Consider the following 14,747-nt stretch of genomic DNA (forward strand, 5'->3'; position numbering starts at 1 on the left):
ACACCTTGAACCTAGTGCTCAGCCCGGGCGGGAGCCTCTCACGTCTCTTGCTATCTCGACCAACCCATGGGTGTACTCGCCCACGGCTCGGAGGAGGGCGCGCATCCGCTGGTCGAGGGCTCCCCATGGCCGCTGCAGCACACCCGTGATCGGGTGGGGTACCGCTTCGGCGCCCTCAACGTCCACCTCAAGCACGAGATTGAGATCAAGCTGTTCGCGGCTCAAGGGCTCATCCGTCAACGCGCGAAAAGTCGCAATGACGCCGTCGCCACGCAGCGGACCGACACGCCCCTGAAAATCCGCGACGTAGGCCAGGTCCACCCGCGCACTCCCCCATGCGGCGTAGTGGGTGGTCAGGTGGAGCGCGCGGTGTCGGTCAAGTCGCGCAAGGTCGTGAAGGATCCGCAAGCAGTTCCAGTCAGGCGCCTCGGCGTTGTAAGGCTGGATGTGCTCGAGAGCCTGTCTGATCTCTGGCGCGAGGCCTGCTAGGCGACGCGCGTTGTTCCGCCAGTTGACCGGTGTGAGGGTGATGGGCCACTCAAGCAATGTCGCGTTCGGCGGCGGACTCTGGCCTGAGTCGATGATTGCGACGGCATATAGGCAGTTGTCCAGTGCGGCACGGAGGTTGTACAGAAACTCGCCAAAGGTGAGCGATAGCTCTGCGGGAAGCGGCTTTCGACGTTCGACACGAATCTGGCCGTTGCCCTGTGAGTCGACTGCCATAACCAAGCGATCTGGCTCGTCAGCGAGATGATCGGCCCAGATGTTTCCGAATGCACTGTAGCGCTCATGGGCCCTCTCGAGCCGCGAGCGGTAGTGCGCTATTTCTGCGGGCTCATCGCGTGAAGCGGACAAGAAAATCTTCTGCTAGGGCCTGCCACCCCGACGCGGGCACGCCGCCATCAATGCTCTCAGCGATGACGTCCTCGTCGATCTCCTCACCCGCCCACTGCGGGCGAGCATAAACGGCCACCTCCGCCCCCGAGGTGTCCCAATAGAGGTTGAATGTCTGCTTATTCTGAGTGGCGCGCGTCATAGCCCAGACACCATCCAATCCATTGCGGATGTCGGTGTTGACTTGCGAGAACCGCTCTCTATACGCCCACCCTCGCCAGGCGCCCTCGAAAGCAAGGTCCACTCGCCACTTCTCGAAGGGCAGCATGCTCCGGTCGCACAGCAGTAGCCCGAGAGCCATACCTTCCGAGACCGCGTTGCGCTGCCGCGACGGGCTGATCTTCATGAGTCGTCACGCTAGCGACCACCACCGACAGCTTGGGGACGCATGTGCCAGGCGTGTGAACCTCGAGACTCCGCGCCAGACCTGGCCTCCGTCCGCCCATGCCCTCGCGGTGAGCTGCTGGCGCCTGCCCTCGTCATCGAGGGGAGGCATCGAGGAAGGCGGTGTAGCGGCTTCCGGCGGGCCAGTCCTGGTGCCGGCCGGTGCGGCAGGTGCTCTCCCCGAGCCGCTGGGCCATGCGGTCGCAGAACGTCGGGAAGGCGTAGCGGTTCCATTCCTCCGTCAGCTGGGGACTTGCTGCCGTCTCTGATTCCCACCGCAGCACTGCCAGGACAGGCAGCTCCCGCGCGATGTGTGCGTGAAGGCGCCAGCAGGCCGGCACCATCTGCGCGGGCCGCCATGCGTACTCGTGGTTGATCCATGCGACGACGTCGTCACACCAGATCCAGACCGCCGTGCTGAGCTCGCCACTGCAGGCTGCCGGCTCCCAGGGGCGCTCCAGGTCGGCCACGGCGCCGGCCTGTGCCACTCGCCCGCGGTCGCCTCGACGCGCGTTCTGCAAGAGTTCGAGCGCGCGCAGCACCGCGAGGGGTGGCGGTGGGAACGGCAGGACGATCACCGGGACGACGCCTCGGGCTGTGGTGCGGTCGGCGGGTCGGCCCAGTCGACGTCCCGGCTGGGGACCAGCCGGTAATCGCGGGCATAGGCCAGCGCGGCAGCCGTGCGCTGCTGGACATCGACGGTGTCGGCGCGGGCACGGCTGACACGCGCGCGGGCGGCGTCGAGCTCGGTCGCGAGCTGCTGACCGTCCTTGCCGTCGAGGCAGCGCCGCAACCTGGCGATGATCGGCGGCGCGGTGCCTGCGACGACGAGAGCGTGCCGCTCGGGGATGCGACGGATGTCTCCGGGGCGCAACACGCGCACGTCCTCACCCGATCGGGACGTGCCGATGCCGCCTGGCCCGTCCGTGACGGTCCGCCGGCTGATTCGTACGTCGTCGAGCAGGTCGGACAGTTCCCGGTAGAAGTGGACGTCCTTGCCCCCGCCGAAGATGACGAGGTTGTTGGTGAGCCCGAACAGCGAGCGGGCCTCGTCCTCGCCGTAGGAGACGACCATCTGTTTCCAGGTCTGGGCGGCGTAGATGAACGAGAGACCGAGCGCGCGTTCGTTCGCCATCCGCACCCGCAGGGTAGGCAGCGGCGTGGTGGACGGCAGTTCGTCGAGGCAGGCCAGGAAGCACGGAGTCAGGCGCCCGTGCGGCGAGGTGGTAGCGACGTGCAGGGCGGTGTCGAGGACGTGTTCGGCGACTGCGGTCATCAGCGGTGCCGCCGAGGCGTAGGGGTCCTCCCGGCCGAGTAGGTACACCGTTCCCTGCCGGGCGATCAGGTCAGCCAGGTCGGTCGCAGTCTGTCCGCGCGAGGGCACGCAGCGAGCCCTGATGTCCGGCTGGAAGAACAGCGCCATCGCTTGCTGGACCGTGGTCACCGTGTTGCCGACGGTGTCCGGGCTGCCGTGCAACGCGCCGATCAACAGCCCGTCCCAGAACCGAGCCGCGTGCGGATGCTGCTGCAGGATCTCGGCGGGCTGCTCGGCGGCGACCGGGTTGGCGACCCATTCCAGGACGTGCTCCAGGGTGCGGCCGGTGAGTGCCGCCGCGTGCAGGAATCCCTGCAGCACCTTGGCGGTCTCCGCGGCGTAGAACCGGGCGGCGTTGTCCTGCCGGCCGCCGGTGACCGCGCCGGCGACGGTCCCGGCGGCGAAGGCCTTGGCTCGTCGTTCGGCGGTCCGGGGATCGACGCAGCCGGCGATCGGGTCCCACACCAGCTCAGGCAGCCCGGGCGCGGCGCCGAACGGGTCCAGCACCGCGATGGGGCGCGGCGGATCGCCGGGGTGCGGTGGCTGCTGGCGTCGTCCGACGGTCAGCAGCAGGTCGTCGACCTTGGTGAGCGTGGCCAGCCCGGCGCCGCGGTGGGCCAGCAGGGTGGGAGCCAGCAGGTCGAGGGTTTTGCCGGACCCCTGCTCGCCGTAGACGCCGGTGGTGCGGTCGTACCGGCACCACAGCTCCACCCCGTGAGGAACTCTGGACCGGCCGAGCCGCCAGCCGATGTCGGTCGGGTCGAACGCTGGCCTGAGCATGCGGTCAGCGCGCACGGCCCGGACCGAATCGGGCTCGGGTCGCCTGTGGCTGTTCGTGGGACCGCTGGCGGGCCGCGCTCAGCGCCAGCGGAGTCTGCGGGTTGTCTAGCACCTCCCGATTCGCGGCCCACGCGCGCTGCGGGAACGCAGCCGTCGCACGTACAGCCGGGTCGGCTGCCTGGTCCGCGACCGCCAGGGAGAGCAGCCGGGCGTTGTGCAGCGCGCCGACGACGGGGCGCAGGTCATCGGCGTGCGCACGGACCATTCCGCCCGGCTGGTAGCCGCGCAGGAACGCGGCCACGCGCTCCTCCCGCGGTGGCATGTCGCGGGCGTAGCCGATCAGGGCTCCGCTGTCAGCCCAGTGTCGGACGGTGCGGTACAGCAGCTGACTTGCGAAGGTCGGCAGGTGCTGGACGCCTGCCGCGACCGATCCCCGGAGGGACGCCGTCCAGGCCGTCGGGTCGGGACCGGCAGCGCTGAGGACGGCGTGAAGCCGGCCGGCCGCGGTCACGCCATGTGGCGCGTGCTCGTGGTGCCGGCGGCTGCCGTCGTCGTACGGCCGAAGTGCGCCTCGCACGGCGCGCCAGGCGTCCGAGGCCCTTGGCCGCCCGGCAGCCGGCGCGTCGGCCGGGCCGAGGCGCTCCGCCGCGGAGCTGAGCGTCTGTGCCGCGATCGTGTAGGCCAAGACCTCGACGACAGACGGTGGATCACTGGCTCGGGCGGTCGCCCGAAGCAGGACGCCGACGGTATCGGAGACCACGAGCGCGGCGTCAACCGACGCATCATCCGCCGGGCCGGGTACTGGCCGGTCGAGGAGGACGGTGTCGGCCCGGAACGGCGGGTCCAGGGCGGCCGCCTGCAGCATGAGGACGGCCTGGTGTTGAGTCTCGGTCAGCCACTCCGCTGCCGGGCCGTCCGGCAGCCCGGGGGCGATGATCTCGGTCAGCGGCGTGATGGTTTCGGCCACCGCTGTGGCGGCTGCCCAGCGGCTGGCCACGGTGGCGTCGGGGTGGAGGACGGCGAGGGTGTCGGCAGCGGCGGCCGCCAACCGGGTCAACGCCGACTCGGTCGCTGGAGCGCGAACGCCGAGCTCTGTGCAGGCGGCAGCCAGGGCGGCGACCTGCTGTTCGCGGCGATCGCCGGCGAAAGGCGATACGCCGTCGCGGCGCAGGTGGGCCAGCGCCCGACCCAGGTGACCCAGCGCGGTGCCTGCATCGGCGCGCGCGGCTGCGCTGTCATCCGTGGCCCGCGCTGTGTCGGCGAGGGCGTCGAGCAGCTGCCCGAGCGAGGTGGCCATCAGCGTGGCGCACGCAGCGCTCGGTGGCCGTGCTGGGCGGCAGCGAGGACGTCGGGGTGCACGAAATCAGCGGCGGGCAGGTTGCCGAGGATGCGCAGCGCCTGCTCGACGAGCCGGTCGGGGTCGGTGGCGTCGGCGGTCGCGGGCACTGGGCCGCTGGGCGCGCGCAAGGCGGTGGCGGCGGCGAGGCAGTGCAGCTGCACTGTCGGACCCGCCTGGTCGTTGCGGGAAGCGGCGGCGAACAGTGCCGCAGCCTCGGCGCGGGCGGCCAGCAGATCGGAGTTCAGGCCGTCGTCGGTCGAGGTCATCGAGGGGTCTCCTTCACGGTGTGGACGGGTGGTGCCTGGGTCGACGGTGCTGGGACGGTCGATTGGGACGTGGTGCTCTGGACGGATCTGTGGGTAAAACTGCGGATCGCATCGCCGCCTGTGGACAGGAGGCGATGAAGGCGTCCTCGGCTGCCTCTGGACGGGTAGCGGTCCGGGCGGATGACCGCTCGCCCGGCGCGGAGCTGGCGCGTCCCAAGGGCTCGCTCGGCCTCCCTGCGGGTGGCCATGCCGCCGCGGGCGTCGCTCGGGCGCCGGTGGCGAGCGACCAGGACAGCGGCAATGACCGCGGTTGTCAGCAGGAGGACCTCGGCGGCGGCAACACACGCGTAAACCGGGATGGGCCCGGCGACCTGACGCAGTCGGTCGGGCGGCAGGCCGCGGCCGGGGTCGCCGTTCAGTAGCCCGCCGAGGACGTGGGTGATCGTCTCGGTGCCCTGCGGCCACACCCAGCCACCGCCCCACAAGACCGAGGCGAGTCCGAGACCGACCAGGGCCGCCAGCGCGACAGCGATCAGGGCGCCGCCGGCCGCGGCGAAGGCCAGTTCCCATCCCCGGGCGATCGGCTGCGGATCGCGACGCCGGAACGGCGCGGTCACGCGCCGGCCCTGGGCCGGTGGTGGATGCCCACGTCCTGGCTCCTCTCTCTGCCGGTCAGCCGGCGGTGGCACTGGCGTGCAGGTTGACGCCGTGGTCGGCCAGCCAGGGCACGGGATCGACGGAAGCGCCGTCCAGGCGGACCTCGAAGTGCAGGTGGACGCCGGTGCTGTTGCCGGTAGACCCCTGGAAACCGAGCAACGACCCGGCGCTGACGGGCTGGCCGGCGGTGACGGTGTAGGACGACAGGTGCGCGTAGCGGGTAATCACGCCGTCGCCGTGGTCGAGCTCGACGAGGTTGCCGTAGCCGGCCAGACTCAGGCTTCCGTCCCGGTCGCAGTAGGCGCTGGTGCACTCGGCACTGACGACGGTGCCGTCGGCGGCGGCGTAGACGGGGGTGTCGCGGGGGCCGGCGATGTCGACACCGGCGTGCAAGTTGCCCCAGCGGGACCCGTAGCCGGAGGTGACGGTGCCGGGGGTAGGCCGGATCCATGATCCGGCAGCCACCGGCAGGCCCGGGCAGACGCCGGCCACCGCGCCGACCGGGCCGGCCGCAGTCGCCTGGGCGGCCGGCCACAGCATGGCGGTCAGCTCGCGGGCGAGCGGCTGCCAGCCGGCGTACGCCGACCCGTACGCCGACACCTGGACTGCCTGAGCCGCCTGGGTCAGCGGGATGACCTGCCAGTTCGGCACTTCGACGAGTCGTCGGTAGAAGGCCTCGGCGGCGTAGACGGGGTCCATCAGCTGGGCGACGGTGCCCCATCCGGCGATCCAGCGCTGTTGAAAGGTGTTGACGCTGTCGTGGTCGGAGCCGAGCCCGTCATGCGGATAGGCCACGCTGGTTGCGGTCACCGCGCCTTGTTCGGCGGTGAGTTGGGGGCTGCTGCCGTCGTTGGCCAGCATCCGGATGCGGGACTCCTGGTACGCGGTGGCCAGCGCCACGGTGGCCGCGTACGGGTCGAGTCCTAGTGCCGAGGCGACGGTGACGATGGTCTGCGCGTGGCCCATCTGGACGGCGTCCAGTTCGGTGCCGGCGACGGTGGCGCCCGTGCCGCCGATCGAGCAGGACGACGACGCCGCCGCCGTCGACGCCTCCGGAGCGGCGAGAACCGCGAGAGGGATCAGCAGCAGGGTGAGTACGCCGAACACTGGGACGGCGACGGAAGCGGCGACCTTCCACAGCCACGGCTTCCCGTACGCCCGCGCCAGTTCTTCGGCCGTCCCGCTCATGCCGGACGTCCTGTGAGGGCCTCGTTGGTGTCGGTCAGGGCCAGCTCGGGCTCGGTGAGGACGGTCTGCACCTTGAACGCCCGGTCGCCGACCAGCCACAGGGCGCGGCCCTTACCGGCGATCGCCCATCCGGTGACCACCCGTTGAGCGATGGGGGTCAGCCCCAGCATGGTGGCGAGCTCATCGGCGACGGCCTGATCCTGGCCGTGCAGCACCTTGACGTCGCACAAGTGCAGCAAGTCGCGGGCGATGGCCACCGCCTGGGAGGAGGCGTCGCCGGCGGTGAGCATGTCCGAGGGCTTGTGCGCGAGCAGGATCTGTACGTCGGCGTCGCGGCGGGACAGGCGCAGGTTGGCGTCCAGGCTCTTCATCGCCTCGGCACCGAGGCGCATCTGCCGCCAGGTCTCGTCGCGGATGACGATGCGCAAATCACCGGGGTCAGCGATCTCGCGCATCGCCTGTCCCCAGGAATTCAGACAGGTCAGGGCGATGCCGACGGCCTGGTCACCGAGCGGCTCGAGGCGGGACAGCGACAGGGATTGGATGGGCGCGCGCCAATCGACATCGATCGACGTGTGGTCGTCGAACAGCCCTGCCAACGAGCCCTTCACGAGGGAGCCGAGGGCATCGCGCAGGGTGCGGGTGGCGTCGAGGAAGTGCCGCCGGTCGGCATACCGACAGCAGGTGACGAGCTCGTCGGTGGGCTCGTCCAGTGCCCGCCACAGCTGCGGGATGGTGACCTCGGTCAGCCGGGTAGCGCCGCTGCGGTAGCCGGTGAGCAGCCGCAGCGCCTCACCGACCGCGGTCTCCTCCACGGGGCCGAACGGCACGGTCTGGGACCCGACCAGGCCGCGGAGCAGCACGATCCACCGGGCGAACATGATGGCCTCGCGGCGGCGGGCCTCGGCGGCATCCAACCGATCCCAGCCGTGGCCGAGCGGGCCGAAGGCCAGCGGGTTGACCCGAGTCGATAGGCCGTGGCCGATGACGAACGGCTCCACGCCCAGCGCGCGGCACAGCGGCTCGTACTCGTCCTTGGTGTCGCCCAGGACCAGAGTGCGATAGCCGTAGGCGAGCATGCGCAGCGCGAAGGCCTTGACCGTCGCCGACTTGCCGCGGCCGGGCTTGCCGAAGACGACAACGTTGGGGTTGGTGACCGGGATGGCGTCGTCGGTGACCCAGCCGACCGGATCGCAGTAGAACGCCCCGCCCGACAGCAGGTCGATGCCCATCTGCGCGCCCGTAGGCGGTAGCCCGCTGCTGGCGATCAATGGCCACATCACCGGCGTCTGCTCCGACGTCATCCGCCACACCGACAGCGACGCCGGTGTCGCCGCCCGGCCCCGGCCCCGGCCACGCGGCCCGCGGCGGGGCACCAACTCGATGAACGGCCCGCGTTCCCGTTGCCCCGCCTCCACGGCGGGGACGGCGGGGAGCCGGTGACCGAAGTCGTCGAGCAGGACGGCGACGTCCCGGCCCCGGCGGGAGCCGAGGCGGTTCATCGTCGTCCCCTGCGGTCGGGCAGCCCGACGCCGAGGGGAATGGCGGCGGCGGCGAAGCCGGAGTCCTGTGCCAGGTCCAGCCGCAACGGCACGAAGCCGGCGGCACGGATGGAGGCGGCGAGCCGGCGGCCGTGCTCGTCCACCGGCCAGGTGGCCGGGACGGTGACGCAGGCCGCGACGGCGGGACGGACGAGCGCCCGCCCGGCGGCCAGCTTCTCGTCGGCGGTACCGATTCGCTCGGTGTCCCGTCGCTGCCGGGCCCGCTGCCGAAATCCCATGCGGGCGCGCAGCTCGTTGCCGGTAGTGGCGCTCATGTCCTCCCGCCCGACCAGCCGGGTGGCCCGGTCCAGCGGCAGCGGGGCGAGGAACACTGTCAGACACCGCCGCTCCCCCGCCGTCGTCGGCACCAGCACCGGGGCCAGTGCACCGAGCACCGCGCCGGAGTCGGGTAGCAGGATCGTGTCGGTGACCGACGCCCATGCGTCGTGCACGTAGTGCCGTGCCTCGGCGCGAGCCTGGGTGGGTCCGGCGGCGGCCATCGGCACCCCGGTCGCCAGCTGGGCGCCGTTGGCGGCGGCCAGGCCGGCGGCGATCAGTTGGCCACGGTCGCCGGGAGCGAAGCCGGTGCGCACCGCGGCAGCGAGTGCCGCCGAGTCCAGCCAGGTGACGGCGGTGCAGCCGACCGGACCGCGCAGCGCACTCTCGACCTCGGTCATCACCCCGTGCAGCACCCGGGCGCGGCCGTCCACCCCGCCGCCGCTCTCCTTCGCGGCCCGGCCGATCCGGCTCTCGCCGACGACGACGGTCACGAAGGCCTCGGTGCGCACCGCGGCCGGAGTGAGGGTGGCACCCAGCAGCGCGTTCACCCGGGCGGCCAGGGGCGCGGCGTCCGCACGCGTGTGCGCCTGCTCCCAGGCGGCGCGCTCGGCGCCGTCGTCGGGCACGGTGCGCACCTGCATCGCCAGTGTGTCGACCAGTTCGGTGCGCGCGGCGATCTCGCACAGCTCGGCCAGGCCGGCGCCCATCCGGTCCCGCTCGTCCGGCTCGGCCAGGCCGATGCCGGGATGGTCGATCCGCGCCACGGCCGCCCAGGTGCGCGCCGCAGAGTTCTGCACGATCACCGGGCGGGTGAACAGCTGCCCGTAGGGCGGCCCGTCGTGGGTCCGGATGCCGGCCAGCACTCCGGGCAGGTCGGCCTCGGACAGGTCCTCGGCCGTCCCGGCGGCGGCCCGAGAGCCGAAGACCGTCCAGCCCATGGCTCCTCCAATTGCGTGCAGACAGAGATCGCCGAACCAGCGGCCGGCCGCCCGCCCCCGGATGGGAACCAGCACCACGGCGGCCACCAGCGCCCACACCGGCAGCCAGATCGCGATCAGGACCCATGCCTGCGCGTTCAGGGCCAACAGCGCCGGTAGGCCCGTGAGGGTTACGACGGCCAGTTGGGCGCCGGTCATCCCGAGGAACCAGCCTGAGACGTCGCGGGAGTAGTCGCCGTAGCGAACGGCGTTCATCGCGCGTCGTCCTGGTCGGGACCGATCGGGTCGCTCTCACCGGGCCGGTCAGGTGCGATGCCATCGAAGCGCTCGGCGGGCCAGGCTGCAGAAGGGCCGCCTCCGAGGTACTGGGCGTGCCCGTTCTCGGTCGTCCTCGCCGGGGCAGGCTGCTGGGGTCCGCCGTCGTCGGGACGGCGCCCTCGGCCGTGCCCGCCTCCGGTCGCCGTCCCTCCGCCGGAGCCGTTGCCGCGCGCCGATACCCGGGCGGGCAGCGGCTGCCCGTAGTAGGGGTGGGTGTGCCCGACTCCGGCGCCCGACAGTACGTCCGACGCCGAGTCCGCCACGCCGGCCGCCAGCCGCCCCGCCTGTGAGGTACCGACGCTCAGCGCGCGCAGCGCTCCGGCGAACCGGCCGCTGGTGGCCGCGTCCGCGGTCGACTCCCCCTGCGCCCGGTCCCCGGCCATTCGGACAGCCGCCCCTGAGGCCGCCACCCCGCCGGATGCGGCACCCGCAGCCGCGGTGGCCATGGCCGCTCGCCCGCCACCAGCCTTCTGCAGCGCCCCCATGACTCCGCCGGAGGCGGCCAGCGACGAGCGCAACGCCGCCCCACTCGACGTGCCGGGGTCGACGAAGGCCAGCAGCCGGAACAGCGCCAGCGGACAGATGGCCCCCAGCAGGATCAATAGGCAGCCGACCACCGCCATGCCGATAGCGGCCTCGGTGCTCGTTTCCTCGGCTCCGGTGATGATGCCCTCGGTGATGGTCACTCCGACGCCGAGGACGAGCACGGCGACCGGGGCAACCAGCAGCGCAGCGAGAAACCAGCGGAGGCTCCGCCAGAACCAACTGCTCGACGTCTGCGCCAGAAGTCCGCCGGCGGAGATCGCCGAGGTCGCGGCCAGCACGATCAGCGCCGCCTCGCGAACCAGCATCAGCAGCAGGTAGCCCACGCTGGCCGGCACCAGCAGGAAGATCGAGCTGACCCCCAGCACGGTGGCGACCGTGCCATCCACCAGGTCGCGGCTCACGCTGATCGAGGGCTCGAAGGCGGCCATGGTGTCGATGTCGAGCAGGGTGCGCAGCAGGGCGGTGGTCAGTCCGGAGACGCCGGTGACCAGCAACGCCGCCACGCCGATGTAGCCGGCCCAGACCAGTCCGAACTGCAGCAGCCCGATCAGCAGCCGGCCCAGGGTCTGTCCGTCCCGGCGCACCGCTGCGACGCTCAGCTGCACCATGGCCATCAGCGCGGCCACGGTCGCGCCGATGCCGAAGGTCACCGGATACACGGCGGCCAGCGGCCCTCCGGCGGACAGGTCCGGGGTGGCCAGGGCGTCGATCACCGAGAAGGCCAGTCCCAACAGCGACAGCCCGGCCTCCCACAGCGACAACATGGCGCTGACCCACACGTCGGCGACCACCGCGCCGGCTGCCTCGCCGATCACGCAGAACGGGTTGATCGGCAGGCACGGCAGCGAGCCGTCGTCCGCCGCCGGAGCTGCGGGGAACGCCACGACCGTCGAGTCGGCCGAGGCCGGAACCGCAGCTGCCAGCCAGCCCACCACCGTCAGCATCAGGACGACGATCAGCATCCGCGGGCGCAGCGATCGGCCGCACCGGGCAAGCTGCGGCCTAGACATGGCGCAGATCCCGCCAGCCGGCCGCGATCGCCGCCTCGGTGCCCGGCCAGACCGAGGGCGCCGGCGCTGGCTCATCCCCCGGGCCGATGACCCACCGGTCCCCGACCCAGGCCATGCGCTGGCAGTCGGCGATCGCGATCCGGGAGGTCTGCTCCACGGTGACCGTGAACTCGAAGTTCACGCACACCACCGCGAAGTCCTCGCCCACCGTGCCCTTGATCAGGCCCATCACCGGGCGGACGACGATCGCTAGCTGCGGAGACCCCGCGCCGGAGAGCCCCGCTGCAGACAGCAGGCTCGCCATGCCGTCCACCCCGGACCACGTCTCCGGGGTCGGCCCGCCCTGAGCGGCCCACTCGGTGATCACCCGCCGCACGCCGTCCATCGAGCCGCTCTGCATCGCCGTCACGTCGATCGCCGCCAGCTGCGCCAGCGACCCCTCCGGAGTGCGCGGGTAGCCGGTGGGCACGTCGGCCGGGCCCATGCCGGTGGCACGCGGCAGCTCGAGAACGCCCGCAGCCTGTCTCGACACCGGGCCGGGCAGCGCGTCGTCCGGGTCGGCGGTCGGCATCGGTGCGGTAGCCAGCGCATCCTGCTGCGACATGTCCGCGGCTGGAGCGGCAGCCTGTCGCGCGGCCTGCCTTGCGTCCGACTCGTCCTGGGTCAGCGCGCCGATGACCGCGAGGACCAGGCCGGCCAGCACCGCCAGCGCCACCACCGAGCTGATCATGAGCGCCGCAAGGAGACGCGCCGGGCTCCACTCCGGAGCACCGCTCCCCCGGACCTCGGGACGGCGGCGCATCAGGTGCACCCACTGCCGGTGATCGATCCGAGGATGACCAAGATGACCGTGTAGGTGATGGCCACCATCACGACGACCGCGACGCCCATCGCCCCATACCGAGAGGCATGCGGATGGGAGAACATCCGGCCCACCAGGACCGAGCCCAGCGACACGACCGCGGCGATGCCGATCAGCGCCAGCACGCCCCACTTCACCCACGCCGTCACCTGATCGGCGAAGGCCTGCACTCCCGGCGGGGCCTCCGGGCAGACCGCCGCGGTCAGCTCCACCGGCGCCGCGGCAGCAGGCCACGCGGCCAGCATGACCAGGGCCACGGCGACGAACGCGACGGTCGAGGCCGCTCGTACCGTTGCGGGTGCGGTTCTACGCGGGGCCGTCACCGGGCCTCCCCCGCCACGCCCGGCTGGGACGATGCCGCCCGGCGCTGATGACGAGGTTGCGGCACGGCCGGCATCAACAGTTCGACCAGCGACCGGCCCGCATCCGTCACCGCCTTGGGCAACCGGTCACCAGTCAGACCGGCAATCTGCAGTCGTCGGTCGACCGGAACTCGGAGCACCCGGCCCCGCGACCGCAACTCGCGAAGCCGCGGACCTAAGGTGGCCTTCACCGCCTGGGGCCAGCGCGCCGGGCCCACGACGGCCACCACAACCGGCTGCTCGGCCAGCTGGCTCAGCACGTGCTCGGTCAGTCGCATCCCGGGCACGGTCGGACGGCAGACGACGACGGTGCGCGTGCGGTCGGCGGCCAGTCGAGACAGGTCCTCCGGAGCAGGCAGCCCGAGATCGAGGACAGTGACCGCCGGTTCCTCGCTGCTCTGGAGGAACGGCCAGCCGCAAGGCTCCACGTCCGCGACGCGGCGGTCGATCGTGACGCGGTCGCGGGAGCCACGTTGCCAGGCGCCGGCGGCGTCGGTGCCCAGCTCCGCCGACGCCGCGGCAATCAGCCCCGACCGTCGGGGATGTGCAGTCTCCACCAGATGCACGCGCCGGTCGGTGGCCGCGGCGTCGCTGATGGCCAGCGCCACCGTGGAGGCGCCGGCACCCGCGTGTGCCGCTACGACCGTGATCCAGTCGGCCGCCAGCGCGTCGCTGTCACGCCTGCCTGCTACGGCCGCGGGCACGCTGTCACCCCTGCTCGCGCCTCGCTGTGGCGCTCTCTCACCGCTGCCCGCCCACCGCTCGCCGTGCGTGTCGTCTCGAGCCGGGGGCGCCGTCCTGTCCCCGTCCCTCCGGCAGTAGCGCGGGGCCTGTACCGGCGCACCCGTCGGGACAGAGCTCTCGGGCACGTAGGACTCGTGGAGACGCGTCGGCGCGGCCAGCCTCCTTGCGGCGGCTTGCGGACGGCGGGCACGCAGCTCGCGGAAAGCCTGCTGAATCTCCACGACCGACAGCAGTCGGTCCTCGGGGTCGATGGCGCCGCCGTTGGCCAAACCGCCCGTCGGGGCGCTGGCTTCATCGACGGCCTGCGGCAGTGGGCTCACGCGACGGCCGCCAGGTACTGCGGAGCCACGCCGCGCAAGGCGGTCAGCGTGCGGCTCCGCCGGCGGTACAGCGTGCGCGTCGTGATGCCGTATGCGGAGGCGATCTTCTGGTCGGCGCGCCGGCGTTGCCGGTCGCGGCTGCACTCGGTGGCGATCAGCAGTGCGACGTCCTCGGCGCCGACCCCTGACCGCACCGCCCCTGCAGCAGGTCGACGACGTCGAGGTCCTCCCCCTCGCCGGCGGTGGAAGATGCAATCCCAGTGATGTCCCCGGTGGCGGTCAGGACCTCGACCCGGTCGGGGTGGTACCGGCTGCTGGGGCGCAGCTCGGCGAGTACCGCCCGCCGGGTCTCGGCGCGCAGGTTCGCCGCGATCGCCCGAGGCCGGCGTTGCCATGGATAGCAGCGGATCTGGCAAGCGAGTTCGCCGACGACCACGGCGAGAATGTCGGGGTTGAGATCTGTGAGCTGCCTGGCCATCGTCCGCACCAGCCCGCTGAGCAGGTGAAGCGTCAGCAGCAGCGCGTCGTCGTCGCGGCCACCGTTCACAGCGGCCAACCGGACCAGCGCGGCGAGCACGACGTCGGGGCGATCGTCCGCGCCGCCCTCGGCCCAGACGGCGAGCAGGTCATGGACGCTGCTCAGCCCGGCCAGAGCTGGCTCGGTGGCTGCCCAGCGGACGAGGATGGCCTCGTCGTCCAGGCGTGCGGCGAGCGCCGGCCAGCTGCCGACGATGGTGGGGTCGTGGAACATGTGCGGGTCCTCCGGCATCGCTGTGATGCCGTCGACGCTCTGCAGAGACGTTCAACGAGTCGTCACCCCCAGCAGGGGTGACAGAGGGCGGTCACGTCACTGCGTGACCGGCGCTGCCCCGCTACCGCATCCCGGGACACTCTGAATCCCGCGGCGAGGGTGACGGAGCGAGCAGCGAGGGGTGACGCATGCGAGATGCGACGACTGAGGCGCCCTGATCCGCTCGCAGCACCCTGGCACGCGTGTAACCCGG

General features: G+C 72.0%; 16 protein-coding genes. All 16 read right to left on the reverse strand.

The window, feature by feature from the left end; translation table 11 throughout:
• Positions 1-18: 18 nt before the first annotated feature.
• The 16 genes from E4P39_RS01815 to E4P39_RS01885 all read right to left on the reverse strand — a co-directional run bounded on the left by E4P39_RS01815 (position 19) and on the right by E4P39_RS01885 (position 14,494).
• Entirely contained in the window at positions 19-723 is a 705-nt protein-coding gene (locus E4P39_RS01815) for a hypothetical protein (protein ID WP_135134616.1), read from the reverse strand.
• 112 nt (positions 724-835) lie between these two features.
• Positions 836-1,240, reverse strand: a complete 405-nt coding sequence (locus E4P39_RS01820; protein ID WP_135134618.1) for a hypothetical protein — start codon at positions 1,238-1,240, stop codon at positions 836-838.
• A gap of 133 nt (positions 1,241-1,373) precedes the next feature.
• A complete protein-coding gene (locus E4P39_RS01825) occupies positions 1,374-1,856 on the reverse strand; it encodes a hypothetical protein (RefSeq protein ID WP_135134619.1) in 483 nt (160 codons plus the stop codon).
• A complete protein-coding gene (locus E4P39_RS01830) occupies positions 1,853-3,373 on the reverse strand; it encodes a TraM recognition domain-containing protein (protein WP_135134621.1) in 1,521 nt (506 codons plus the stop codon). The genes E4P39_RS01825 and E4P39_RS01830 overlap by 4 nt, the downstream gene beginning before the upstream one ends.
• 4 nt (positions 3,374-3,377) lie before the next feature.
• Entirely contained in the window at positions 3,378-4,670 is a 1,293-nt protein-coding gene (locus E4P39_RS01835) for a hypothetical protein (RefSeq protein ID WP_135134622.1), read from the reverse strand.
• Positions 4,670-4,978 carry a hypothetical protein gene (locus tag E4P39_RS01840; protein WP_135134624.1) on the reverse strand — a complete coding sequence of 103 codons (309 nt, stop codon included), beginning with the start codon at positions 4,976-4,978 and terminating at the stop codon, positions 4,670-4,672. Before E4P39_RS01840 ends, E4P39_RS01835 begins: the two co-directional genes overlap by 1 nt.
• Positions 4,975-5,595: a conjugal transfer protein gene (locus tag E4P39_RS01845; protein WP_245159568.1), complete on the reverse strand. Its 621-nt coding sequence runs from the start codon at positions 5,593-5,595 to the stop codon at positions 4,975-4,977. The genes E4P39_RS01840 and E4P39_RS01845 overlap by 4 nt, the downstream gene beginning before the upstream one ends.
• A 55-nt stretch (positions 5,596-5,650) precedes the next feature.
• Positions 5,651-6,823 carry a M23 family metallopeptidase gene (locus tag E4P39_RS01850; RefSeq protein WP_135134625.1) on the reverse strand — a complete coding sequence of 391 codons (1,173 nt, stop codon included), beginning with the start codon at positions 6,821-6,823 and terminating at the stop codon, positions 5,651-5,653.
• Positions 6,820-8,325, reverse strand: coding sequence for an ATP-binding protein (locus E4P39_RS01855; RefSeq protein WP_135134627.1), 1,506 nt, complete (start codon positions 8,323-8,325; stop codon positions 6,820-6,822). The genes E4P39_RS01850 and E4P39_RS01855 overlap by 4 nt, the downstream gene beginning before the upstream one ends.
• Positions 8,322-9,836: an SCO6880 family protein gene (locus tag E4P39_RS01860; protein ID WP_135134628.1), complete on the reverse strand. Its 1,515-nt coding sequence runs from the start codon at positions 9,834-9,836 to the stop codon at positions 8,322-8,324. The genes E4P39_RS01855 and E4P39_RS01860 overlap by 4 nt, the downstream gene beginning before the upstream one ends.
• A complete protein-coding gene (locus E4P39_RS01865; protein ID WP_135134630.1) occupies positions 9,833-11,455 on the reverse strand; it encodes a hypothetical protein in 1,623 nt (540 codons plus the stop codon). The genes E4P39_RS01860 and E4P39_RS01865 overlap by 4 nt, the downstream gene beginning before the upstream one ends.
• Positions 11,448-12,185: a hypothetical protein gene (locus tag E4P39_RS01870; protein ID WP_348633804.1), complete on the reverse strand. Its 738-nt coding sequence runs from the start codon at positions 12,183-12,185 to the stop codon at positions 11,448-11,450. Before E4P39_RS01870 ends, E4P39_RS01865 begins: the two co-directional genes overlap by 8 nt.
• 71 nt (positions 12,186-12,256) lie before the next feature.
• On the reverse strand, positions 12,257-12,574 hold the full coding sequence (locus E4P39_RS01875; protein ID WP_245159569.1) for a hypothetical protein: 318 nt from the start codon (positions 12,572-12,574) through the stop codon (positions 12,257-12,259).
• Positions 12,575-12,636: 62 nt separating this feature from the next.
• Positions 12,637-13,743 carry a hypothetical protein gene (locus E4P39_RS01880; protein WP_135134634.1) on the reverse strand — a complete coding sequence of 369 codons (1,107 nt, stop codon included), beginning with the start codon at positions 13,741-13,743 and terminating at the stop codon, positions 12,637-12,639.
• A complete protein-coding gene (locus tag E4P39_RS22775; RefSeq protein ID WP_245159570.1) occupies positions 13,740-13,937 on the reverse strand; it encodes a hypothetical protein in 198 nt (65 codons plus the stop codon). The genes E4P39_RS01880 and E4P39_RS22775 overlap by 4 nt, the downstream gene beginning before the upstream one ends.
• Complete coding sequence (locus E4P39_RS01885; protein WP_245159571.1) at positions 13,898-14,494, reverse strand: hypothetical protein; 597 nt, start codon at positions 14,492-14,494, stop codon at positions 13,898-13,900. The genes E4P39_RS22775 and E4P39_RS01885 overlap by 40 nt, the downstream gene beginning before the upstream one ends.
• Between the last annotated feature and the right edge of the window lie 253 nt (positions 14,495-14,747).

Origin of the sequence: Blastococcus sp. CT_GayMR19, from assembly GCF_004570385.1 — a bacterium.
Lineage (GTDB): Bacteria > Actinomycetota > Actinomycetes > Mycobacteriales > Geodermatophilaceae > Blastococcus_B.